This is a genomic window from Chitinophaga filiformis, from assembly GCF_021646545.1.
GTDB lineage: Bacteria > Bacteroidota > Bacteroidia > Chitinophagales > Chitinophagaceae > Chitinophaga > Chitinophaga filiformis_A.
The window spans coordinates 31,818-56,158 of sequence record NZ_JAKIRP010000021.1 but is presented as its reverse complement, the minus strand read 5'-3'; the positions used below and the strand labels follow the sequence as shown (position 1 = coordinate 56,158).

The following is a 24,341-nucleotide window of genomic DNA, read 5'->3' as shown; positions in this document are numbered from 1 at the left end:
CTGTATTATTTAGATGTTGAAAGATTATACCTTACTCTGATAGTGATACCCAGAATGGCGTTAAGGAAAATAGATGACTCCACGAGTCCTGCCGCTTCCTGGGCATACTGGGCCACAAGAATGGCATACATCACGGCAGCGATGCTTATCAGCAATAGCTTATTCAGTTCATTGTTCTCGCTGAAATAATTTTTGATAGCATAATGAATACCCATATAGGTATAGATACAGGTGATGATCAATCCTATCCATCCCAGTTCCAGTACTGCCCGCAGGTAGCCGCTGTCGGGCTGAAAGCCTGCCAGCCGGTGACCGGGATTGTAGGTCACGCCATCATTGCCCACCGTCATCACGCCCCCGCCGATCGGATGAGAATACATATAGGGCTGTATACTGTGGCGGTTCACATCACGCAGACTGAGCGATTCGTCCTGGCTGCCCATAAAGGCAGTACGGATACGGATAATGGTCGGACTGCTGTAAAAAGGTCCGAACAGGATGGCCAGCATCCCGAAGGTGAAAAAGGCGGCGGCGATCAGGGTATTCCTGTTATGCAGGTTCACCAGGAAAAACAATAACAGTCCAACGGGCAACATCACATATGCGGTACGGGTACCGGAAAATCCGAGCGCCAGCAAATGGACTGTTATGATAAAAAGCAACAATAACTTCCGGGGGTAGCTCACTATCTTCTGACTGGCAGTGAGCAATACAGTACCGATGATAGCGCCGCAGGCCATCAGTACGCCAAACGCCGCAGGGTCTGCCATAAAAGAGAAGATCCTTGCACGGCCCTGTATCATTACCGTCTTGAACTTGTCAGGGTTCATGGCAATGTAGGCCCTTTCAAAGGGCAGTAGTCCTACAGCCTGTTGCAGACAACCATAGAGTGCTGCAGCCGTGGACAGGACCAGCCAGAATTTGAAGAACTTATATATCTGCGACCAGTCGCTCAGTACTTTGATGGTGAGGAACAGGAAGATGAAGTTGCGGATGTATACCCTGATAAAAATGAACCAGCCTTGTATGGACAACATATTGGGATTGAAGAACTGTATGAGCAGGTATGCGGTATACAGGTACAATATCAGCAGGAGCGGGTCTTTGAAGTAAGGTACATTGGACTTCTCCTTGCTTTTTTTGTCGAAGATGGCGCCTGCAAGCATGAGCATCAGGAAGAGGTCCATAGCAACGCCCACAGGCATCGTAGCTTTGGCCATTCTCTCCGGTACATGTACGATCATCGAAACCGTGATGTATATGTAATAGCCGAGGCGGAAGTTCAGGGCGCTGATCACTGCCAGTGCCAGCCCGATGATACCGCCAAACACCACAATGCTGAATTTGGCATCCATGGACGATACATAGGCGATGGCAGGTACTGCCATCACCCAAAGCAGGATGAACAGGTATAATACGGTGTTTTTCTTAGCCTGTTGACTGAGCATAATATTCTGAATACTTTAAAAAAACATGATCTTCATAAATAGCATTATCATCGTCAGTGCCACAAAGAGCAGCAACATCGCCTGATGGAATTTCTTGCTGATGCCGGGTGTATATTTCTTTCTTACGGGCATTATACATGATTTTTTTTGGTGGCCATCTCCGGTTGCTGCGGATTGTATGGCTTAGCCTTAAAAGGGCCTGTAAACAGGAAGCCCAGCTTCAGCCGCATACATATCCGGTAAACGATGATGGAAAAGAAAATGGCGATAAATATCAGCAACAGTAACAACATCTCTATATGCTCTTTCATTATGGTACCCAGCAGGAAATACCTGATCACTGACACAATGGGTACATGCAGCAGGTAGATGAACAGGGAGTAATGCCCGAACGTTCTCAGGAAGGGCAATGCATTGTACTTCGATAGCTGGAAAGAGAGCATGATCACAAACAGGCTGCCTATCAGTGCAATGACTGCATACAGGAAGAGGTTCATCTGCAGATGATACAGGAAATAATACTGGCAGGCTGCAAAAACCGGCAGCAGCGCCAGCAATCCATAGGCAGAAGAAAGTTTGTCCTGCGTCTTCTCTGCAAAAAAGTAATTCGCTGTCAGGTGTCCGATGCAAAAAAAGATGTAGTGCAGTGCCACGTCATACAGCGTACTGATACTGTTTACCAGGGGCGCTATGGCAAGTAATCCCAGCGACACGAGCACCTGGGCGAACTTATCATAGCGGAAAAGTTTTGCTACAAGCAGGTACAGTAAGGTTACATTGAACAATGCAAATAAGTACCATAACTGGTCAAGATGGCGGGGTTGTATCAGGATGTTCAGATAGTCTGCGCCGGTACGGCGGGCGTTAACAAATGAAGAGAAGAGCATTTGCAGGGTGATCTGAATGAAAGCCCACAGAATGTAGGGATACAACAATGTGTTGACACGGGTAACAAAAAAGCCCATTTCTCCCTTCCGGGTAATACTTCTTTCGAAGAACAACCCGGACAGGAGAAAGAACAGTGGCATACGGAAGCTGTAGAACATGTTATTGCCGTCAATGATCCATTGACTGACAATCATGCCGCTGCTTTTCAACCCGTACAGCACATGTCGGTATACGACCAGGATGATAGCTATGCCTTTCGCATAGTCTATCCATCCCAACCGGTTGGCTTGTGGTGGTTTGAAGTTAAACAGTTCTTTAAATGTGGTTCCTGGCATTTTTTGGGTAAACTTTTGGTTATAATTCGAGGTATTCTTCCTGGACGTTGTTCAGTACTGCTCCCACGAACTTGTCACCAAGGGTTTCGAAAAACTGGGCCGATTCACGGTCTACCTGTGTCAGGGCCAGCTTGGATGAAAAAACTGCTATGACACCATCCACGTATTGCGCCAGCTCTTTACTGTCCGTATAGTCGTTCAGCGGTGCGCCCTCCAGCAGGATGAAGTCATAGTGGTTCTTCAGGAAGGGGAGATAGTTTAAAAGATTGTTCTTCGGCAGGATCTCTGAAGGAGTGTAGTCACCACCTTTACAACCGATCACTTCGATGCCCGATACCGGGTAGGTGGTCACAATATCCTTTACTTTTTCAATGTTCAGCTCTGACGGCGGAACGGAAAATGACTCCAGTGTTGGCGCTGCCTTCATCTGTATAGTAAGGTCATTATTGCAGAAATTCGTGTCTATGACCAGTACATTTTTGTTGCTCAGGCTCAGGCTGTATGCAAGGGCCTGCGTGAGGGTGGTTTTACCCTGACGCGCTTCCGTACTGGTGATCAGGAATACTTTCTTACCGCTGCTTTCCACCTCATATCGCAGTTTGCGCAACAGCTCCCGGAAAGTGTTCTGCCGTTGTTTGGAATGTTTGTCAGAGATGGTTGTTTTCTGCAACACCTCCAGGATGCTGTATTTGTTCAGGTCAGCATGGTTCACACTACTGATCAGGCGGAGGTCCAGATGTTTTTCAAACACGGAAGGCGATTTCAGGGAGCCGTCCAGGAATTCCATCAGCAATACAATCAGAGACGTCAGCAGGAAGGTAGAGATACCTGCCATACCCATGATGATGATGCGCTTGGAAGACTCCGGCCTGAAGGCTGGCTGTCCTTTCAGGATCTGTTTGAAATTTACATCAGGGGTAGTCTGGTTGTCCTGCGCAGCATTAAGTTTCTCCTTCAGCTTATTGTACTCTTCCTGGGCCATGTCCACTTCAGCCTGCAAGCTACTCACTGTAGCTTCCTTAGTGGCATACGAACCTACGGAACCTTTCAGCTTGGCAATCTGGCCCTGCAAGGCACGCATGTTCAGGTTAGAGGCGTTCAGCTGCGCTTCAAGATTGGCTTTCTCCTGTATTAATTCGTCTTTAGTGGTAGCCGTCTGGGTACCGGTAGTGGAGGCGCCCAGTTTCTTCTGCAGCTGCGCACGCAGCCCGGCCAGTTTTGCATTGCCCGCTTCGTCATTGCCACCTTTCCTTGTCAGTTCTGTATTGAGGTCATTGATCTGTCTGCGTAATTCTATGATCTCACTGTTATTGTTGGTGAAAACGGTTTTGCCCTGGCTGGCGGCAGCAAGGCGCTGGTTTACGCTCTGCAGGGAAGAGTTGATAGTATTGTAGTTGGCCTTTTCATCTGACAGTCCTTTTTCAAACTGTTTGATCAGGTCCAGTTCATTACCACTGGCCACTTCCACATTGAGCAGGCCTTCAGATGATTTATACAGACGCAGCGCTTCTACTTTTTTATCCAGTTCGGCTTTCTTTTGTCTTACCAGTTCATCGAACGATTCTACACTTTCCACTGATCTTTCGGTACGCATACTTCTGTAATAGCGGAGGAACTCCCGGTAGATCGTATTTACGGTGTAGGCCGCCTGCTCCGGATTTTCTGCGGTGGCTACGATCGCCAGGTAGTCGGTACGCTGCACACGGGAGGCATTCATCCTTTTACGGATCGATTCGTAGTCATATTTAAACAACTTGAGAAAAGACAGGATATTCTTTTCCACCGGGTTGTAGGAAGAGAGTACCTGGAGCGAGTCCAGCTTGCCGCGAAGGATCTCCACTGCTGCCTGTTTGTCTACTGCTCTATAAACGTCTGAAGCCAGGTCTTTTTCTTCCAGACGAACAAACGGTTTATTGCTCGTCAGGTCATGAATAAGCAGGTCGTAAGACAACATGCCAACTACCACGGGGGAGTTGATGATTTCGATCACGTTGTCAAACTTTACGTCTGCTTCAAAAATATTGACATTCTCATCACGAAGTTTCACCTGATCATTGATAGTGAATCCGGTTGCAATCTGGGTTACGGAAGCATACATTCTGGGCTTGCCGAGCGTGAAGAAAAGGGCGGCAACAACGGCAATGATGGTACTGATAATGATCCACCATTTCTTTTTCAGCAGGGCCTTTACGAAATATATTATATCCATATTAATTGTAATTATTTAACATCTGTAGCGTGCAAAAAAATCCGGTTGCCCGGACTTTTTGGGAGAAACTGGTAAAGCTTAACGCTTTACCAGTTTGACCATCTTGGTTTCCCCATTCTTACCGCTAATGCGGAGCAGGTAGATGCCAGGCGCACTAATCCTTGAACCGGTATTAATACGCAGGGTGCTGGCGCCCGCCGGAACGGAACCCTTGTAATCTGAATATAACAGCTGTCCTGCGACATTAAATATCTCTATTCTAACAGCTGTTTCGGCTTTCAATACTATGTCTATGTTGAACTGATTTTCATATGGGTTCGGATATACCTTCGCATCTCCGAATTCAGCCTCTTTGTTGATCAGGGCTACAGGCGGAGCCGCCATCGCCATTGTGTTGTCGCCTATTCTGGCCGCCTGACCACCAGCAGGATCGATCGGACCATCGTCGTTCTGGGTAGCGGGATCCAGATGGCCTTTGATGATCATAGCTGCGATCAGTCCATAGCGGGATGTTGCCGTACCAGGATCAACATCTACATGGATCCTGCCGTAAGCATCAGGAGATACGTCACGGATGGTGACTACACCGCTCTTGTTCAGAGATGCATTCAGTAATGCCATCTTCGTTCCGTTCACAGTGTATTTACCTGTGATATCTTCCCATTCTACGGAGCTGCCGAAGAATACCAGGTCATATTTCAGTGCCTGGTTCAGGCCTGTGATGTAGTAGTCTGCATGGTTGCCCGGGAACAGACCATAGTTTTCCACCATCACATTGTCCGGATAGATACCGCTGTTATTGCCTGTATTGATACCCGCAGAGTACATACCATCGAAGTTTTCAAGGATGGTGATACCGATGCCGGTTACATTGTTCTGGCCGTCCTGCATGTTACTCTTCACGACGCCCTGTTGTGGACGCATGCCGGTATTGTTCCATGGAGCAGGTGCGATCAGCAGTTCACTGAAGTTTACATTTACACTGAATCCAAGGGTGGTCGCATCTGCCGCATTACTGTAATCAGAATTGCTCAGACCTCTTACCGCACGCACTTTATAGTAGTATCTCTTGCTTACGGCCAGGTTATTGTCGGTATAGCTTACTGAGTTGGCCGGGAGACTGGCTATCTGTGTGTAGCTGCCACCGGAAACTGCACGCCATACCTGGTATCCTGTTTCAGTGTTGGACCTGTCTGACCACTGCAGTGCGATCGTCTTGGCGCCGGTTGCGTTTGCACGCAGATTGATCGGATTCAGGACGGTTGTTGCACTGTCGTAAGCTTCCAGTACCATTGCGTTCATATGCATATAGTAACCTGCCTGGGTTTTGTTTACCAGTACATTGATCTCTCCGTTAGCGTTTGGCAGGATGCCATTCAGCTGTTTGGTGATGGAGGTATTGTATGCAGGATCTATTACCACGCTGTCCGCATTGATAGTGTATCTTACCTTGGAAGCAGCACCGAAGTTCAGACTGCTAAAGAACACAACATTATAACGTTTCGCTTTGTTCAATCCAGCCAGTTTCACGGTATGGGTGATGTTCCTGCTGTCGTAAACTGCAGACTGCATCACCAGATCAGGATAGATACCGGAGTTGTCGTAAGTGCTCTGACCTACTGCAGGCTGGTCATTTTCCCATGCTTCGTTAAATGTTACGCTGATACCGGTCGGATTACCTGATTCATCCAGTGCATTGGCCAGTCTTACACCCTGGTAAGGGAATCCTGCCACATTGTTCCATGGCGCAGGAGCCGGACTGCTGGAAGAGAAGTCGAGGTATATACTGGTGGTATTCTTATCAGTAACGAGCACGTTAAAGGTATTGCTGGAGGCTGCACCCTGATTGTCGGTGGCTGTCACTGTCACAGTATAGCTACCCAGATTGTTGGCGGTCGGACTGAAGCTGAAGGAGCCTGTACCGTTGCCATTGTCTGTGAAGTTACCGAAGGCCGGCAGACCGTCTACTGTCAGGTCCACGGTATTGCCCTGGTCAGGGGTAGCCGTCACGTTGAACTGGGTAGAAGTACCTGCTTTCAGTTTCACATCAGCGATATTGTTGATGGTAGGCGGTTTCACCGGTACATTCACACCGGCAATGTTGCTGTAACCAGCAGATACGCCTGTTGAATTGGAAGCACTAACCTTGTAATAATAACGGGTGTTGCCATGTACGGTGTTATCCACATAACTGTCGGCTGTTGCACTGTTCAGACTGCCCAGTAAGCTGTAAGCGCCCAGGCTGTCGGTAGCACGGTGGATCCTGTAACCGGTAGCGTTGTAAGCAATATTCGTCCAGCTGAGAGATACTGTGCCATTGTCTTCTGTAGCGAGCAGTTCCTTAGGTGCAGCTGGCAGTGTACCATCATCCAGTACGGCATTCACCTCGAAGGCGTTGAGGTAACCAACCGGTGTGCCATCGGCTACGGCCATATTGAAGATGATCTCACCAGCGCCGTTCGGACTTATATTGTCAAAGTTTGCAGTATTGGAAGTGTTGTTCTGTACATTCAGCGGCTTGCTGACACCATTTATTGTAAAGACGGTGGTGCCGTTGTTTGCCTGTACAGACCATGAACTACCTGCAAGGAACTTGAAGGAGTATTTCCTGTTTGCATCCAGTCCGCTCAGTCTCACGTTGATAGAATTGTCGGAAGTGAAGATGCCAGGCCATGATCCGAAGAAATAATATTCTTTCAATACTACATCCGGATAGATGCCATTGTTGTTGCCGGCCGGACCTTCGTTCCAGGTGAACCAGTTGCCGGTCAGTAACTGCAGATCTACATTCGTCGTTTCTCCTTTATCGTTCTTCAGGTTGCTGGTAGATACCGAAGTGATGTTATTCCATGGCGCCGGCGCATCTGTCTGATGTTTGAAGCGTACAAAGAACTTATAGTTCGGATCTTTCTGGTTGACAGTTACGGTGAATGTCTGGTCGTCAGTACCACCGTTACCATCAACAGTAGTCAGCTTCACTGTATAAACACCCGCGTCAGCATAACCCGGATCAACCTTCAGGCTGGCAGTACGGTTGCTGCCGGTAAGAGTGATGAATGAGGGCAATGATGCTCCAGACCATGTAAGTACATCGGAAGCATTCTGATCAGTTGCGGAGAGAGAAAGCAACTGGTCAGCGCCCTCATTCAGGGAAATGTTGGCAATAGAGGCTATGACAGGGCTGAAATTATCGTTAATAGTCAGATTGAAAGTAGCAGTATCCTTGCCACCAAACGGATCTGCCGCATACACTGCCAGGTTACTGTATGTACCCTGCACACCGGCATTTGGCGTTACCCTAAGGAAGGAGCCGTTGGCGTCGGAGGCCAGTGTTACAAATGGAGGCAGATTAGCGGTGGTCAGCGTGAGCGCATCTTCATCCACATCTGTAGCTACGATTGGAATGCGTGTTTCCACGTCATAACGTGCAGACCTGTTGCCGATGGCATCTATTACCGGCCGGTTATTGCCGGTAACGGCTGTTGCGTTGGCAGAGTATGCAGAGTTACCACCGTCGCCTGTTGTACGTACGCGGTATACATACTGCTGATTAGCGTATAAAGCAGTGTCTGTATAAGTGCCGGAAGCACCTGTTACATCACCGGATTTCACCAGTACGAAAACATTACTGCTGCCGAAGGCGCGCTGGATTTCATAACCTTTAGCATTTGCCAGGCTATTGGTCCAGGTCAGTTTGATGCTGGACGGAGAAGTAGCGCTGGCCACCAGGTTGGTTGGTGCAGCCGGAGCTGAAGGCAACGTTGGTGTCAATGCACTATAGAATGGCAGGTTTTGTCCGGCCAGCTGAGTGATTTCAGCCTGTGTTAATGCCTGGCCTATGATAGCCACTCTATCCATGTTTCCTCTGAAGTGAATACCATTTGCGGTGCTGACAGAGCTGAATGCAGTAGTATTATTATAAAGACCGATCCTGGCGTTATCAGTGGTTGCACTGATGCTGCTAAAGCTGGTAGCAGTAGACGCTGCGAGGTCGCCGTTAATATACAGCCGCAGAGAGCTGCTGCCATATACCACAGCTACATGCGTCCATGCAGTGCTGGTGAAAGGAGCAGATATTGACACACGGGTACTGTTGTTGGCTGCACATGCTTCCAGTTTATTTGCATTGATACGCAATGCCAGACCGCTGGTGCTGCCGCCGATGTCAAATATTGTACGGATGTTGTCTGTTACCACCGGCTTGATCCAGGCAGAAACTGTGCGTGCGGAGAATGCATCGTGCAGGAAGCCGCTGGTGTTGCCGCCAATGGTCACATAACCGCTGGTTCCATTAAAGACAGCGGAATGCGTGCCTTCCACTTCGTCAGCATTTGTATAAGTCATCGAAGTTGCAGCACCGCCATTATTATTGATGCTGACATCTGCAACGGAATTGTCGAACGGATATACCGCCAGGTATGGATAACCCACTGACTGTGCAGATTCGCCTGACAAGCCTACTGCACGCACCTTATACCAATAACGGGTATTGGCATCAACAGTATTGTCTGTTAAAGTGGTTGCATTGGCGCCTGCTTTTCCTATTACTGTATAAGTACCATTGTAGGTTGCGCTACGATATAACTCAAATCCTGTTTCGTTGTTACTGTTGTCGCTCCATTTCAGATCTACTTTATTGAATGCAGAAGCAGTAGCGCCCAGTATCACCGGTGCAACAGGAGCTGATCCCGGGATAGTCATGGTGTCACCCAGGTACTGGTCCGGAATATTGACTAAGCTGTTCTGGTTAATGGCACTGGAGCTCCAGCGGAGGTTCATAACCTGGCTGCCGGTACCCTGGAAGAAGGCTACCGTGATAGGATACACACCCGCTGTCACGAACATTGGTAAGCTGCTTACCTGCCTTGTACCGTGGGCACCATCATTGTTTACGGTAGCGGTACCGCTAAAGCTGTAAGGAGTATTGAACCACAGCTTGCTACCATCGTCAGAGTTCGTAGCAAAGGTGTAGAAGCCTGATGCAGGAATGGTCAGGAAACCAGTCCACAGAATGGCGTAGTTGATATCCCTGTTCCTGATACCAAGGTCTATATTGTTGGATCTTCCGGTTTCTACCGGTACAAGTGTATTGAAGTTAGGCAATGTGCTCCATGTGCCTTCATAATACTTGTAGGCAATACCCTTATTGATAGCTGCAGCAGTCACCTGGTTGCTTGGTGGGGATGCATTACCCGCAGCATCTTTTGCCACTACGTAGAAGTTATATACCTGCCTGTCGGTCAGACCGTAAGCTACCATCGTAAGTTTGCTGCTTTCAACGGTATATGACTTCTGGTTGTTGACATAAATATCATATGAAGCAACAGCTACGTCATCTGTAGCAGCCGTCCAGCTGAGTGAAACAGAGCTGGAGCTGGTGCTGGTAACTGTCAGGTTTCTCGGCGCAGTAGGCGCAAGGGCATCTGTCTCGGTTGTACCACTGGCTTCAGCTGATACAGGAGCAGCGCCGTTGGCATTTACCGGACGTATAATGTAATAATATTTCGTATTGGAAGCTAATCCCTGGTCAGCAAATACCAGCACATCAGCGGGTATCTTAGCCACCATTTTGTAACCACTGCCTGATGTAGTGCTACGATATACTTCAAAGAGCGTCTCGTTGTTTGCCGGATTCGCTTTGTCGTTCCAGTTCACAGTCAGCTGTGTTTCTGAAACGGGAGTTACAGTTACACCACCTACCGGATCCGGTACATTGGTGCCTGTAGCACTTATCACTTTATACGGAGCGGAGAAGCTACTGGTACAGCCGAACTCCTCTGTTACACGTGCAATGTATTGTCCTACGCCGGCAACAAATGTGTTGGTGTTCCCCAATGAGGTGGTACCACCCACAGTGCGCCATTCGTAAGTGGCATAACCTGCAGGCAGTTTCAGGGTAACAGTAGTGCTGCCATCAGGAGCAGGCAATACGTTTGAAACAAGGTTATCTATTGTAATAGGCGGCGTAACAGTACCCGCTTTTGTTTTAACGACAAGTGGGGTGGGAGAAAATTCAGACCAGGGGCCGCCGGCTGTTCTCCTTACCCTTACCGCATAGGTACCGAGTGTGGTAATGTTAATACTGTTGCCGGTGGCGCCGGGAATGGTCGCACCGTCTTTCTGCCACTCATAGGCAGCAAATCCCGGAGGAATACCGGCCGTAATGTTGAATGACTCACCGGGACAGAATTCTGAGCGTCCTCCCAGTGGCCATGGGGTCAGGATATTATTCCTGTTCATATAGGGAATGAAGTCCGGCTCAACCCAGGCTGTAGTCCAGGTACCATGTCCCAGATTGGGGTATAGTGTATAAGTGATATGAGCACCTGCATTCTGATATGCGGTGATCACTGTATTGGCGGTATAAGGGGCAGGGGAGTTGTCTTTACCTCCCTGGAAATACCAGGTGGCGGTGTATTTAAGATTATTGACGTTAGTGGCGCTACCATCGCCGTTAGCGATACCGCTCATCGGCATAATGGAAGCAAAATAATGAGGGTATCGTTCTGCAAAAAGCCATGAACCATAACCACCGGCAGAAAGACCATTAACGATCACTCTGTTCAGATCACCCTTCACCTGTATAGCGAGACTATCTAATAATTCTTTGATGATGTCATACTGACCATTGCCCCAGTTACCATCCGCTGTTTGTCCATAGAGCAGGAAGCCGTCGAAGTTGCCATTACTTGTTTGGGTATCAAAATGCTGTCCGCCGTGTAATAGCTGGTATTCGTTGTCATAAACACTACCGCCTTCACCACGGCCGTGAAGGAAAACGAAGATGGGGTATTTCTTTCCATCAGCAACATTGTGCTGGTAACTTTTAGGGAATTTCAGACGGAAGTCGAGTCCCTTGTAAATGTAACATTTATAGTTAGACGTGTTCCAGGCCAGCCTGTTGGTTTTAACCCATTTCCCGATACGTCCGTAAGGTGGAGGTGTAGGGGGGGAGCTGGAGTTGTACACAACAATGGGGTCTGCGGGGTTTAAGGCCTGCTGTGCGCCAGCCGGACCCGCAAAAAGCATCAGAATGCTCAGAATGCTGAATAGTAAGTGTACATTTCTTTTCATAAAAGAAAATATATATTATGGACAATCGGGTTCGACCCGGTGATTAGCCGAAATAATTAAACGTTAGCCCAAAGCACTAAGGGCTGGCAGATCAGAGGAGATGGCAAAATTAAAATTGATAGTCCCGAAAAGAGAATTACTACCAGATTGGCTTTTATGTAGGATGAGGTTAGGATTAATTCACACTATGGTAGCTTTCTTATGTAATCAGATAAGGCATAGTGTACTCGGTTCAGCCCCAAAAGTAAGCGTATATTTTTACAGTTGACAATTTTTTTAGCGAAAATCCGTTTTTTGTGGGTGAACGATATAAAACAATTGGTGAAATAGTGTAACTAAATGGTAAGCGTAAAAAATACGTCTCACCCGGTTGTTAACTGACGTTGTGAACGGTCCCATACTGCTGACTGTTTCTTTCTTAAAAAACGGCCAAACCCTTGATACACGGCCACATTCATAAAAACGAAATAAAAAGGTATATAGAACACTTTACTTTTTACCTGTCTCTTCGCCAGCATATATCCAACGAAAGCCATGCCATAAAAAGCTACCTGCATTAACAATATAAGCCAGTAGATAAGGGGTGCGCCGGATGCACATAACACTACATTAGTTAGTAGTGCAAACAATAAACAAAGTGGGGCAACTGTCCAGCGAAATACACGATGTGAAACATACTGCCACGTAATTTTAGGATAACGGAAAATGTTCAGTAGGTCCGCCAGCCGGCTCATTGACTGAAAACCTCCTGCACTGATGCGCACCTTACGTTTATATTCATCTTCCAGTGAAGCAGATGGTGTTTCCTGGGCATAAGCGTCAGGCGCATAGGCCACTTTATACCCTTTTTTATTTATACCGAAAGAGATCATAAAATCGTCCAGGATGGTATCGGCAGGTATATCCTCATATAAGGAGGTGCGTATAGCAAACAGTTCTCCGGCAGCTCCCATTACGCTATACAGCTCCGCGTCCCATTTCTTTAGCAGGGACTCGTATTTCCAGTACATGCCTTCCCCGGCGCCTTCTGCTTCTGCCTGTTCTGCTACGATAATCTTTTTTTCTCCTGCCACTGCACCGGTCTGTTCATCCCTGAAGTGACGCATGAGGCAAATAAGGACATCCTTATTTAATAAGGTGTTCGCATCAGAAAAAACTACAAATGGCGTCTTAACATATTTCATCGCCCTGTTCACTGCCATCGTCTTACCACTGCGCTTAGGCTCATAGAGCAGTGTGATCCGCGGGTAACTCCGTATTATATTATTGGTATTGTCGGTGCTGCCATCAGTTACAAAGATGATCTGTACCTTATCCTCCGGATAATTCAGGGAGAGCGTATTGACAATCTTTTCCCTGATAAAAGCCTCTTCATTGTAAGCAGCGACCATCAGGGTCACTTCAGGGGTGAAGGGAGTGCTGTCTTCCGCATGGCGGGGTTTTACGAAGTAACGGCGCAATTTAATTACTATATAAAGTAGTATACCATACCCTACATAACTATAGCAAACAAGAAGTAGGCTGCACCAGAAGATCACTGAGATCAGAGTCATAATATATAACGATTGAGGGGATAAACTGAGCGTTGTAGCACGTTGTGGAACAATCCCATAAGGGGGTTCAACGCAAAAGTATAATAATTGTGCAGTATTTTTTCAGCTGCGTATGCTACATTTAAAAAAAAGAAGCGGGCAATTAGCAGTGAACATCCGTTTACGATAATTTCTTGCGCATTCACCCAAAAAAAACAGCCGTTTACCAAAAACATATTGGGAAATGAATAAAGTATTATATTTTTACATTGTTGTTTTTTGAAGGACAATACTAGTGCGAAAATTTACAGCTTGTAGTTAAGAATTACTTTCGTATTTTAGTGCCAGCATTTTAAAAGAAACCATATTTGAGTCTTTTCTTTCATATCCCCTGAGAAACTGTTTTTTGAATTCCGTAAACCTTATCCAATTTAAAGCCAACGAACACTAATTTTTCCGATGCTTAACCGTATTGGGATCTTATTTGTAATATTAAATTGGTTAAAGGTGAAAAAAACAGTTTTAATTATTGACGACAGTTTACCCATCCGATATCTACTAGAGGTGATGCTAAACAGGACCTACAACGTTGTTTCAGCGTGTGATGGTCTGGCTGCAATGGCATGGCTGAAAAATGGCAATATCCCCGACCTGGTGATCACAGATCTCCAGATGCCCAACATCAATGGATGGGAACTCATAGAGTTCATGACCGAAAGTAATCTGTATCAGCATATACCTCTCATGGTGCTTTCGGGTGTACATGATACCAAAGAGTCATTTGCGAATGTACGCCCCGGCAACATCAAGACGATCATCAAAAAGCCTTTTGATCCCGTAATCTTACTGGATACGATTGATCATGTGTTGAGAGCTCAGCATGTACCTGCTTTTTCGTAGCACTTAATGATATAATCAGTATGTAACCATTAATTCCTTTGTTAGCATGAATACATTTACACCTGAACTGAGCGTATTGAAGAATGCGGCCCCAAAGCAGTTTGAAGAGCGTGAACAGGCAATGCCCCGCCAGATAGCTGCAGACAGCCATATTGTGCTGTTTGTAGGGCAACATATGAATGCCCCGGAATTTGAGGCAGCGGGATACAAGTGTTTCTTCGCACAGGATTTTGATACCGCCACGGCAACGATGGAGCAACTACAGTCTGTCTTCCGAAGAAGGCCCGGCGTTATTATATATAGGTCGCACACTGAAGATCAGAAAGGACTGAACGCCTGGAAAGAATACCTGAAGAAGGAAATCTGTTACTCCTGTATCCCTTTCCTGTTGTATGTGGATGTTGAAGAGATTACCCCCGAAATGAAAGCTGCCGTGAAGAAATATGCCTTCATCGATGAGATCATTACAGCTAAATGCCTTTCAAAATTACCATCTAAAATATCTTTCATCAGCAAATTCAAACAGCTGAATACTTACCCCCCGCTTACAGTAGTCAACGGCGGCAAGAGGATCAGGACTAAGAGAACCCTGAACGCTGTATTGAAAAGAACTTTTGATATCGTTGTCGCCAGCTGCCTTTTAATTATTATCAGCCCCCTCTTATTGTTAATCGCCGCCATCATTAAACTGGAATCCAAAGGGCCTATTTTTTATGCAGCACGCCGGGCCGGCAGGAACTACCAGGTGTTTAAATTCTATAAGTTCAGGACCATGGTTGCAGATGCAGACAAAAAACTGCAGCAGCTGCAACACCTGAATCAATATAAGGGTGGCAATGGTACGGTTTTCTATAAAGTGTCCAATGACCCCAGGATAACACGCTTCGGCGCCTTTTTAAGAAATACCAGTCTCGATGAACTTCCCCAGCTGTTTAATGTATTAATAGGAGATATGTCGCTCGTTGGCAACAGACCCTTACCACTATACGAAGCTGCCGCACTGACCACAGATGAATGGGCACAGCGGTTCCTCGCACCCGCAGGCATCACTGGTCTCTGGCAGATCAGCAAAAGGGGAAAGAAAGATATGTCTGTAGAAGAAAGAATTGCATTGGATATCGACTATTCCAATTCGCATAGCTTCACCTACGACATGTGGATTATGGCGAACACCCCCAAAGCGTTAATACAAAAAGATAATGTATAATGATCCTGACGATTGAATTAATCATATTCGGATACCTCGGAGGCTGCGTACTTTATAACCTCCTGTTCTCTGTTGCCGGTAAGCTGTTTCCCAGGAAGACCAAAGCTACAGCGGAAGTTACCGCTTACTGCAGGATCGCCATCCTGGTGCCTGCCTATAAAGAAGATGAGATCATCCTTCATGCCGCCACCAGTTATGAGTCGCTGGACTACCCGGCCGACAGCTATAAAGTGATCGTTATTGCCGATTCCCTGAAACCGGCAACTATCCAGACATTGGAGGAGGAGGGCATCTCCGTGATTCCTGTCTCTTTTAAGAAAAGCACAAAAGCGAAATCACTGAACGCAGCATTTGCACAGCTGGATGATAATATTTATGACATGGCAGTGATCGCTGATGCAGATAATATCCCGGCGCCCGATTTCCTGCAGAAGATCAATATTGCTTATCAGCAGGGGCACCACATCATTCAGGCGCAGCGTGTGGCAAAGAACATGGATTCGCCTTTCGCTATCCTCGACGCTGCAAATGAAATAATCGCCAACCACATCAACCGCAAGGGCGCCAATGCACTTGGCCTTTCTGCCTCGATCATCGGTTCCGGCATCGGCTTCGAATATCAGCTGATGAAACAGGCCCTGCTGGAAACGGAGGCTACCGGTGGTTTCGATAAAGTGTTGCAGCAGCTGCTGGTAGATAAAGGGTATAAAATACATTACCTGGAAGAAGCACTCATATTCGATGAGAAAGTGGCCAACGCTGCAGCATTTGAAAACCAGCGTAAGCGCTGGCTGTCCAGCCAGTTCGTATATCTCCGCCATTACTTTGTACGTGGGTTCCAGGCATTACTGAAAGGAAGGATAGACTATTTCTATATGTCCGTAGGACAGAACATGTTATTGCCACGTATGCTATTGCTGGCAGGCGTACTGTTCATGACAGCCCTGTACCTGGTATTCGGTAGTTACCTCACATTACCAGTATCTGCCTGGACGATCTGCCTGGGTGCATTTGCTATCAGTATGATGCTGCCACTTCCCGGCAAGTTTTACTCAAAATACCTGTTCACTGTATTAATGAACCTCCCTCATGTAGTAGGTATCATGCTCTCACTGGTATTCAAGCTTAAAGGTGCTGATAAGACCTTCATTCATACTAAGCATTCCAAAACAACCATCGATAATCCACTGGTCAATGTTACAGGAAAGTAAAATAACACCGCTTGTTTCCATTGTAACGGTCAACTACAATACAAGCAGCGTTACATGTGAATTGCTGGCTTCCATCAGCAAAAACAGTTACCGCAATGTGGAAGTGATCGTTGTGGACAATGCTTCCGTAGAAGATCCAACGGCTGCACTGCTCGCGGCTTACCCTGCAGTGAAAGTGATCAGGAGCGCTACAAACAGAGGCTTTGCGGGGGGTAATAATCTTGGTATACGCGAAGCGACAGGTGAATATGTTTTCCTCGTGAATAACGATACGGAATTTACAGACGGCCTCATAGAAGGTTTGCTGGAAGTCTTTCACGCACATCCCGATGCAGGGATGGTGAGCCCCAAATTTCATTACTTCTTTGACAAGGGCATTATCGAATATGCCGGCTACCAGTCGGTGGATGTATTCACCGGCAGGAACAGCATGATCGGTTGTAAAGAGCCTGATCAGGGCCAGTACGACCAGATATCTGCTACCAACTATGCACACGGCGGCGGTATGATGACCAAAACCTCCATGTTGCAGGAAGTGGGGCTGATGCCGGAAGTATACTTCCTGTATTATGAAGAGTTTGACTGGTGCGAACAATTCAAACGTAAAGGCTATAAGATCTATTATCAGTATAAATCACTTATCTATCATAAAGAATCAATGACGACGGGCAAAAACAGCCCATTAAAGACCTACTACCTTACCAGGAACAGGATACTGTTCATGCGGAGGAATGTGGCATTACCTAACCGGATCATCTTTTTACTGTACCTGACGTTGTTTACCATTCCCAAGAATACATTACAATTCCTTCTGAATAAAGAGAAGGAACACTTAAGGGCTTTCTGGAAAGGCATTATGTGGAACGTAAAGCATCGTCAACTAAAATTATTACCATGTGTGGCATAGCAGGGTTTATTGATTTTTCCAAAAAAGCGAGCCTCCCCGTGCTGAAAGACATGACCGATGCACTGTTGCATCGGGGGCCTGACGACGGTGGCTATGAAGTGTTTGAACACCCTAATGCATTAATAGGACTGGGCCAGCGCCGTCTGTCCATCCTCGACCTTTCCAGCGGCGGGCATCAGCCGATGCATTTTAAACAGTATACCATGATCTTCAACGGAGAGGTATACAACTTTAAAGAAATACGCCGGGAACTGGAACACCAGGGGTACCGCTTTACTTCCAGCAGCGATACAGAAGTATTGATCAAAGGATACGATTGCTGGAAAGAAAAGATAGTAGACCGCTGCATCGGTATGTTCGCCTTTGTGATCTATGACAGGGAAGAGCAGCAGGTCATCTTCTGCCGCGACAGGGCAGGCGTAAAACCGCTGTATTACTACTGGCATAACAATGTACTGCTGTTTGCTTCCGAACTGAAAAGCTTCAGCCGTTTCCCCGATTTCGAGAAAAAGATCGATGTGAACAGTGTGTCACTGTTCCTCCAGTATAGCTATATCCCCGCGCCGTATACCATCTTCGAGCATACGCATAAACTGAAGCCGGGGCATTTCATGCATCTGTCCCTGAAGAATAAGGCACTGACCACCTCCGAATACTGGAGCGTACTGGATGCCTACCGCCAGCCGCTGACAGGTATGTATGAAGGCGATATCATCCGTCATACCAAAGAACTGATGGAAAGCGCGTACAAGTACAGGATGGTAGCCGACGTTCCCGTTGGCGTATTCCTGAGCGGAGGTTACGACAGCTCCAGCGTGGCAGCCATACTACAGGCTTCTTCCGGCAGCCGCCTCAAGACCTTCACCATTGGTTATAAGGAAGCGCAGTTCGACGAATCCAAAGAAGCCCGCAGGATAGCACAGCACCTGGGCACTGACCATACAGAATGGATAGTGGGTGCCTCAGACGCACGCGACATACTGGAACATCTGCCGGAGATCTATGATGAGCCTTTTGCCGATAACTCTACCGTTCCTACTACGCTGGTCAGTAAACTGGCCGCTAAACAGGTGAAAGTGGTGCTGTCTGCCGATGGAGGTGATGAGCTCTTCGCAGGTTATAATAAATTCAACCAGTCCCTGCATTACACGGAAAGTATGCCCAAGTCGCTGCAGGGTGTGGTAAGTAAGGTCATGAAACTGGTAAATCCGGCCCATATTCCTTACTTCAATAAACAATACAACTTTGCCAGCCGTTATGAAAAGATGAAACTGATCTGGGCATCCGGCAAATCGCAGCAGGCATTGAAATATATCAGTCAGTATATTACTGAGACAGAAGCGGCCAGTTACCTGGGCGGTACGCGTTGTACCTACAAGACGAATTTTGATATGAACGGTGAACTGAACAATATCAATGATTCGCTAAACCGGCTGCTGTCTGTTGACTATAAAACCTTCCTGGTAGACAATAACCTGGTGAAAGTGGACAGGGCTACGATGTCGGTAAGTATCGAAGGCCGTGAGCCAATGCTGGACCACCGCCTGGTGGAGTTCCTGGCCAAAGTGCCCGCACATGTGAAAGTGAAGAACAAGATCAACAAATATATTCTGAAAGAAATCGTACACCAGTATATACCGAAAACACTGATGGACCGCCCCAAGAGGCCGTTTATCGCGCCGCTGACGCATTGGTTCAGAGACGAACTGAAGGAACAGATGGCGTATTATTTATCGCCCGCCAAACTGGAACAGACCGGGCTTTTCGATCCGGCACATATCCAGACATTGAAGCAGAATTATTTTGACGGCGGAAAGGTGAGTCACCAGAAACTCTGGAACATCCTTGTATTCCAGTTGTGGTATAGCCGGTGGATGGAACAATTGTAACAGATGGAAGCGACTAAGAAGATCAGGGTATTACAAACGATCCGCCAGGGCAAAATAGGAGGAGGAGAAAGCCATGTGCTCGATCTCGTCCGCTACCTGGACAAAGGGCTTTTCGAGCCGGTGGTGCTATCCTTTACTGACGGCCCCATGATCACATCCCTTGGCCAGCTGGGCGTGCCCGCCCATGTCATTCATACCGAGAAGGCCTTTGACATCAAGGTCTGGATGAAAGTAAAACAATTCCTGAAAGAGCAACGGATGGATATCGTACATGTGCACGGTACCCGCGCTAATACCAATGTACTCTGGGCAGCCCGTTGCCTGGACCTGCCGGTAATATATACTATCCATGGATGGTCTTTCCATGACAGCTTGCCTTCCTGGAACAGAAAGGCAAGGATCATGGCGGAAAAGTTCATTACGCAGCGTACTCGGCTCAATATAACGGTTTCTGATTCCAATCACCAGACAGGAGTGCGCGCATTTGGGCGTTTTAAGTCGCTGGTGGTCAGAAACGGCGTGAACCTTGAGAAGTTTAACCGTTTTGGTGATTATCCCGATGTAAAGGCTTTATATGGCATTCCTGAGCATCACCTGGTGATCGGGTATATTGTCCGCATCACGGAACAGAAAGATCCGCTGGGAATGTTGAGAGCTTACGCAAGGGTATGCAGCAACTTTAAGGACCTTACCTTGTTAATGATAGGAGAGGGCGACCTGAAAGATGCCGCCGTACAGCTGGCAAAAGACCTGGGTATCAGCGACAGGGTGATCTTCGACAATTTCCGTCAGGATGTACCTGCTGTATTGAACGCAGTGGACATCTATTGCCTGCCTTCACTCTGGGAAGGATTCCCCATAGGTGTGCTGGAAGCCATGGCAATGGGTAAAGCGGTGATCGCATCCGATGTGGATGGCACGCGGGAAGCAGTAGAACACGAAGTAACAGGCCTGCTGGTGCCGCCAAAAGACGAAACTGCGCTGGCAGCTGCTTTAGAAAGGCTGATACAGGATGATGTACTACGGAGCCGCCTGGCGGAAAACGCCGGTAAGTGTGTGAAAGCGAACTTTGATGTACGTGACATGACCCATAGAATAGAAACGGTGTACCAGCAGATGCTGGCGCCATTACACGATTAATAAACTTTACGCATGAAAATCAGAAATCCCCAATCCCGTTTCGACCTGAATATTAAAAAAACGGACAGGGTACTTGAGGTGGGAGGCGGCCACAATCCGCATCCCCGATCAAATGTGGTGGTAGATAAGTACGTAGACGACAATACGCATCGTAGCGGCGATATAAAAGTGCTGAGAAATCAGCAGTTCCTGAAAGCGGATGGGGAGAACCTGCCATTCAAGGACAAGGAATTTGACTATGTGATCTGTAATCACGTACTGGAACATGTGGAAGACCCGGTGGCTTTCCTTAATGAACAGTTCCGCGTAGCGAAGAGAGGTTATATCGAAACGCCATCCCTGCTGGGCGAACATCTTTTCCCTAAAAAATCACACAAGTGGGTACTGCTGGAAATAGAAGGAAAAGTAGTACTGGTAGATAAAGAAAGGATCTCTTTCCCTACCAGTTTCGACTTCGGGGATCTGTACCTGGAATACCTGCCCAAGGCCTCCATCGGTTATAAGATCATGGAAAGGACTCACCCCAACCTGCACACGATGCGTGTGGAGTGGGAAGGCAGCTTTGAGTTTATTGTGAATCCGGAAGACAAAGACATTCTCAAATATTTTGAAGAACCGTGGACCCGTGAAATGGTACTGCGTTATTTTCCGCAACGTTCCCTCGGAAGAGAACTGGCAGAGGCCACAAGGGCATTCACGGATATCTGCAAAAGCATTATCAGATCGAAAGTGCTGAAAAGAATTTAGTCTAATACAGGATTGTTTTTAAGGAGCGAAAGGCTTCCGGGCGAAAGCCCGGAGGCCTTTTCATTTTGATGATACGTGCATATACACTGCAGTTTTTAAGAGATAGCAACAAATTTAAATGCAGATATCACAAGTATTCAGGCGCGTTATATTGCAGGTGTCTATATTACAGCAGCCATAATGAATAATTTTATGCCCGACAGAAAACCCCTAACTTAAAACAAACCACAATGAAATCCTTTTCCCTCACCGCGTGGAGCGGCTTGTGCATAGCCGCACTCACTTTTGTATCCTGTTCTAAAGACGCCAAACTGCCACGTAACAACGACATGGCTGCCGTACAGGCCGAGGCAGATGCCGATGGAGCTATGCTGGCAAAGCTGTTGAAGCAAAATGGTCCACAGTATGAATTTTTCAGAATTGAAGCCAGACAGGGAGGTAGAATCAAAACAAAACAAGGTTCTGTTTACACCTTCAGTCCGAACTCCCTCACCACGCAAAGTGGCGCCCCGGTTACAGGTGCCGTAGACATCGTCATTAAGGAGATCTTAAAACCCAGCAGCATGATCTTTGCCAGCAGGCCCACGGCTACCACTGGCGGGGCCCAGCTTACTTCTTACGGTGAATTTTACGTACGTGCTACTCAGGCAGGACAGGACCTGAAATTGCGTGTCGACAGCGCCATAGCCGTACAGGTACCAGCTCCTAAAAGGCCAGCACAGGATGGTGTACCGATGTGGGGTGGTGATACGACTATTATTATCACTACTTCCGGTCATAACGATTCAAATCAGCCTGTAACCCTCTCGGTTGCTGCCAGCGCTAATCAGGGTGTTTCCTGGAATCCGGCGCCTGGATTTGCATTATTCGATGGCACTACCAGCACGCTGAATTTCCGTCTCGACAGCCTGATGAACTGGAGAAACTGCGATGCGCTGAGCAGCCTGCCTGGTCCGAAAACCACTGTACTGGGTTATTTCACCAATTTCTACAACCCGGCTACGCAAACCAGCTACGGTGGCGAAGAGCCCTGCATGCTGTTCTTTAAACCTGCCGGTTCAAATACGGTGGTGAAACTGTACAATGTGATCCTGAATGCGCCTGTTGGTCGCCAGGGTTTACTAAGTTATCAGAATTCTGTGCCTATTGGTCAGGCAGGTACCTTCCTGGCCATTACAGCGCTGAACGGTAACTTCTTCGCTCAGAAACTGCCTGTCAATATTCCGGCGCCTTCCGGTGGTCAGAATTTTGTAGGAATTAATTTCACGTTGGCCCCGGTAACTCCGGCCGCCCTGGTTGCGTTGATCCAGAGCATGGACACGCCCTGATCGTATTATAAAGTGGTTGCCTGTTTTCTTTCTGTCGGGAAACAGGCAACTCCCTGTTACTTTACCAGCTTTAATTTCCCGCTTACCTTCCCCAGCATTACCAGGCATTCTGCCCATCCCAGCCTGATAATCTCACCCGTCGTGAATGGCACATATTTCCTCAGCATATAGTAACCTATCACTACACAAATGATCATATTCAACAGCGAGCCGAATGCAACCCAGCGTACATCATGGAAGAGTAATATGAAAACAATATCGCCGATAATGTTCAGCACCAGTTTGATGAAGTTTTTGTAGAAATTGGTCAGCGGCCGGTTGATCATATCCAGCGCCACCCCAATGAAGCGGTCAATAGGATAGAGGAAGGCACATAACAGAAAGATCCGCACCACATCTGTTGCCGGCAGGTATGCACGGCCTGCGAGAATGATGATCAGTGGTTTGGTAAAGATGATCATACCAATGATAAAGGGAATGATCACGATGCTCACAACGCCCGTATAGCGGCTGAAAGCCCGTGATACTTCTCTCCAGTCATTCCTGTTGGCAGCCCCGGAAAGCGTAGGCTGCGCCGTAGCCACGAAGCTGCGGAGAATGATCTCTATTACCTCCATGAATTTCTGCGGAATGCTGTAAATAGCCACTGCCGCAGGACTGATCATAGTACGGATCAGGAAATTATCTGAGTAGTTGAGGAAGCCGGAAGAGATCATGCTGCCTACAATGAGCCAGCCGTATTTCACCAGCACGATCACCTGTTTCTTAGTACTGTGTACAACGCTACGCACCTTGGTCCATCCTTTTATCAATGTGAAAGCGCTGGTAGCCGCCAGCCCTGTCATGTATGCAATCAGTACATGCGGAAGTGTAACAGTGCTGAAGAAATGAAACAATAATATCAATACCAGGAAACCCCCGTTCTGCCAGAAACGTATCTGCAATATCTTGTCAAAGCGATGTTCCGACTGCAGGAACCAGCTGGCTACGTTGAAGGGTACAGACACCACCATCATGAGGCCCAGCCAGCGCATAAAAAAGCGCCAGGTTTCATCAAAATAGTTGTACAGTACAACTCCTGCAATGAGATTTAAAACCAGGTAAATGCCCGTTAAAATGAGCACGAGGTACCATGCGCTGCCGGCAACCTCCCGGCCCGTTTCTTTATCAGCACCGGTATAGAATTTTATGATGCCCGATTGCAGCAAAGCCGTACGGATCTGATCAAGTACAGTATAAGTGCCTATAAACAATACCCATTCCCCGAATGCGGAAAGCGATAGTAAACGAACGAGTATGGCAAACGATAATACATTCAGAAAAGCAGAGACGAGATTACCTAATAAGGAGTGAAAATGCCTGTTGTTAAATACCGATAATAATTTAAATCCCATGTATTTGATATGAAAACCAATAAATTGAAATTTGTGCGGTCTTTTTACAGGATAAGATTATTGGGGGAACGGTGTATTCCGATGCCCACAATATTACCATAATGTAAAAGGTTAACAAAATTTAATTTCGCC

At 47.2% G+C, this 24,341-nt stretch carries 15 protein-coding genes; 8 read left to right on the top strand and 7 right to left on the bottom strand.

Annotated features, from left to right (window positions below; all coding sequences use genetic code 11):
* Positions 1-5: 5 nt before the first annotated feature.
* The 6 genes from L3C95_RS31980 to L3C95_RS31955 all read right to left on the bottom strand — a co-directional run bounded on the left by L3C95_RS31980 (position 6) and on the right by L3C95_RS31955 (position 13,507).
* A complete protein-coding gene (locus L3C95_RS31980; protein ID WP_236394752.1) occupies positions 6-1,448 on the bottom strand; it encodes an O-antigen ligase family protein in 1,443 nt (480 codons plus the stop codon).
* Positions 1,429-1,587 (bottom strand): hypothetical protein, encoded by a 159-nt coding sequence (locus tag L3C95_RS31975; protein WP_236394750.1) that lies wholly within the window; start codon positions 1,585-1,587, stop codon positions 1,429-1,431. The genes L3C95_RS31980 and L3C95_RS31975 overlap by 20 nt, the downstream gene beginning before the upstream one ends.
* Positions 1,580-2,671: an acyltransferase family protein gene (locus tag L3C95_RS31970; RefSeq protein ID WP_236394748.1), complete on the bottom strand. Its 1,092-nt coding sequence runs from the start codon at positions 2,669-2,671 to the stop codon at positions 1,580-1,582. Before L3C95_RS31970 ends, L3C95_RS31975 begins: the two co-directional genes overlap by 8 nt.
* A 19-nt stretch (positions 2,672-2,690) precedes the next feature.
* A complete protein-coding gene (locus L3C95_RS31965) occupies positions 2,691-4,880 on the bottom strand; it encodes an exopolysaccharide transport family protein (protein WP_236394746.1) in 2,190 nt (729 codons plus the stop codon).
* Positions 4,881-4,958: 78 nt separating this feature from the next.
* A complete protein-coding gene (locus L3C95_RS31960) occupies positions 4,959-11,954 on the bottom strand; it encodes a fibronectin type III domain-containing protein (protein ID WP_236394744.1) in 6,996 nt (2,331 codons plus the stop codon).
* Between the two features lie 362 nt (positions 11,955-12,316).
* Positions 12,317-13,507 (bottom strand): glycosyltransferase family 2 protein, encoded by a 1,191-nt coding sequence (locus L3C95_RS31955; protein WP_236394742.1) that lies wholly within the window; start codon positions 13,505-13,507, stop codon positions 12,317-12,319.
* 486 nt (positions 13,508-13,993) lie between these two features.
* Between L3C95_RS31955 and L3C95_RS31950 the strand changes: the two genes are divergently transcribed.
* The 8 genes from L3C95_RS31950 (at position 13,994) to L3C95_RS31915 (ending at position 22,815) form a co-directional block, all read left to right on the top strand.
* Positions 13,994-14,386 carry a response regulator gene (locus tag L3C95_RS31950; RefSeq protein ID WP_236394740.1) on the top strand — a complete coding sequence of 131 codons (393 nt, stop codon included), beginning with the start codon at positions 13,994-13,996 and terminating at the stop codon, positions 14,384-14,386.
* Between the two features lie 46 nt (positions 14,387-14,432).
* Positions 14,433-15,593: a sugar transferase gene (locus L3C95_RS31945; RefSeq protein WP_236394738.1), complete on the top strand. Its 1,161-nt coding sequence runs from the start codon at positions 14,433-14,435 to the stop codon at positions 15,591-15,593.
* Positions 15,593-16,804 carry a glycosyltransferase gene (locus tag L3C95_RS31940; RefSeq protein WP_236394736.1) on the top strand — a complete coding sequence of 404 codons (1,212 nt, stop codon included), beginning with the start codon at positions 15,593-15,595 and terminating at the stop codon, positions 16,802-16,804. The genes L3C95_RS31945 and L3C95_RS31940 overlap by 1 nt, the downstream gene beginning before the upstream one ends.
* A complete protein-coding gene (locus L3C95_RS31935) occupies positions 16,788-17,711 on the top strand; it encodes a glycosyltransferase family 2 protein (RefSeq protein WP_236394734.1) in 924 nt (307 codons plus the stop codon). The genes L3C95_RS31940 and L3C95_RS31935 overlap by 17 nt, the downstream gene beginning before the upstream one ends.
* Positions 17,699-19,600, top strand: a complete 1,902-nt coding sequence (gene asnB / locus L3C95_RS31930; protein WP_236394732.1) for an asparagine synthase (glutamine-hydrolyzing) — start codon at positions 17,699-17,701, stop codon at positions 19,598-19,600. The genes L3C95_RS31935 and asnB overlap by 13 nt, the downstream gene beginning before the upstream one ends.
* 3 nt (positions 19,601-19,603) lie before the next feature.
* On the top strand, positions 19,604-20,740 hold the full coding sequence (locus tag L3C95_RS31925) for a glycosyltransferase family 4 protein (protein WP_236394730.1): 1,137 nt from the start codon (positions 19,604-19,606) through the stop codon (positions 20,738-20,740).
* 12 nt (positions 20,741-20,752) lie between these two features.
* The gene (locus L3C95_RS31920; protein ID WP_236394727.1) at positions 20,753-21,487 is read left to right on the top strand and encodes a class I SAM-dependent methyltransferase; all 735 of its coding nucleotides are present in this window, start codon (positions 20,753-20,755) and stop codon (positions 21,485-21,487) included.
* 230 nt (positions 21,488-21,717) lie between these two features.
* Positions 21,718-22,815, top strand: coding sequence for a hypothetical protein (locus L3C95_RS31915; protein WP_236394725.1), 1,098 nt, complete (start codon positions 21,718-21,720; stop codon positions 22,813-22,815).
* A gap of 56 nt (positions 22,816-22,871) precedes the next feature.
* Here the strand turns inward: L3C95_RS31915 and L3C95_RS31910 are convergent, their stop codons facing one another.
* The gene (locus L3C95_RS31910) at positions 22,872-24,209 is read right to left on the bottom strand and encodes a lipopolysaccharide biosynthesis protein (protein ID WP_236394723.1); all 1,338 of its coding nucleotides are present in this window, start codon (positions 24,207-24,209) and stop codon (positions 22,872-22,874) included.
* Positions 24,210-24,341: the final 132 nt, after the last annotated feature.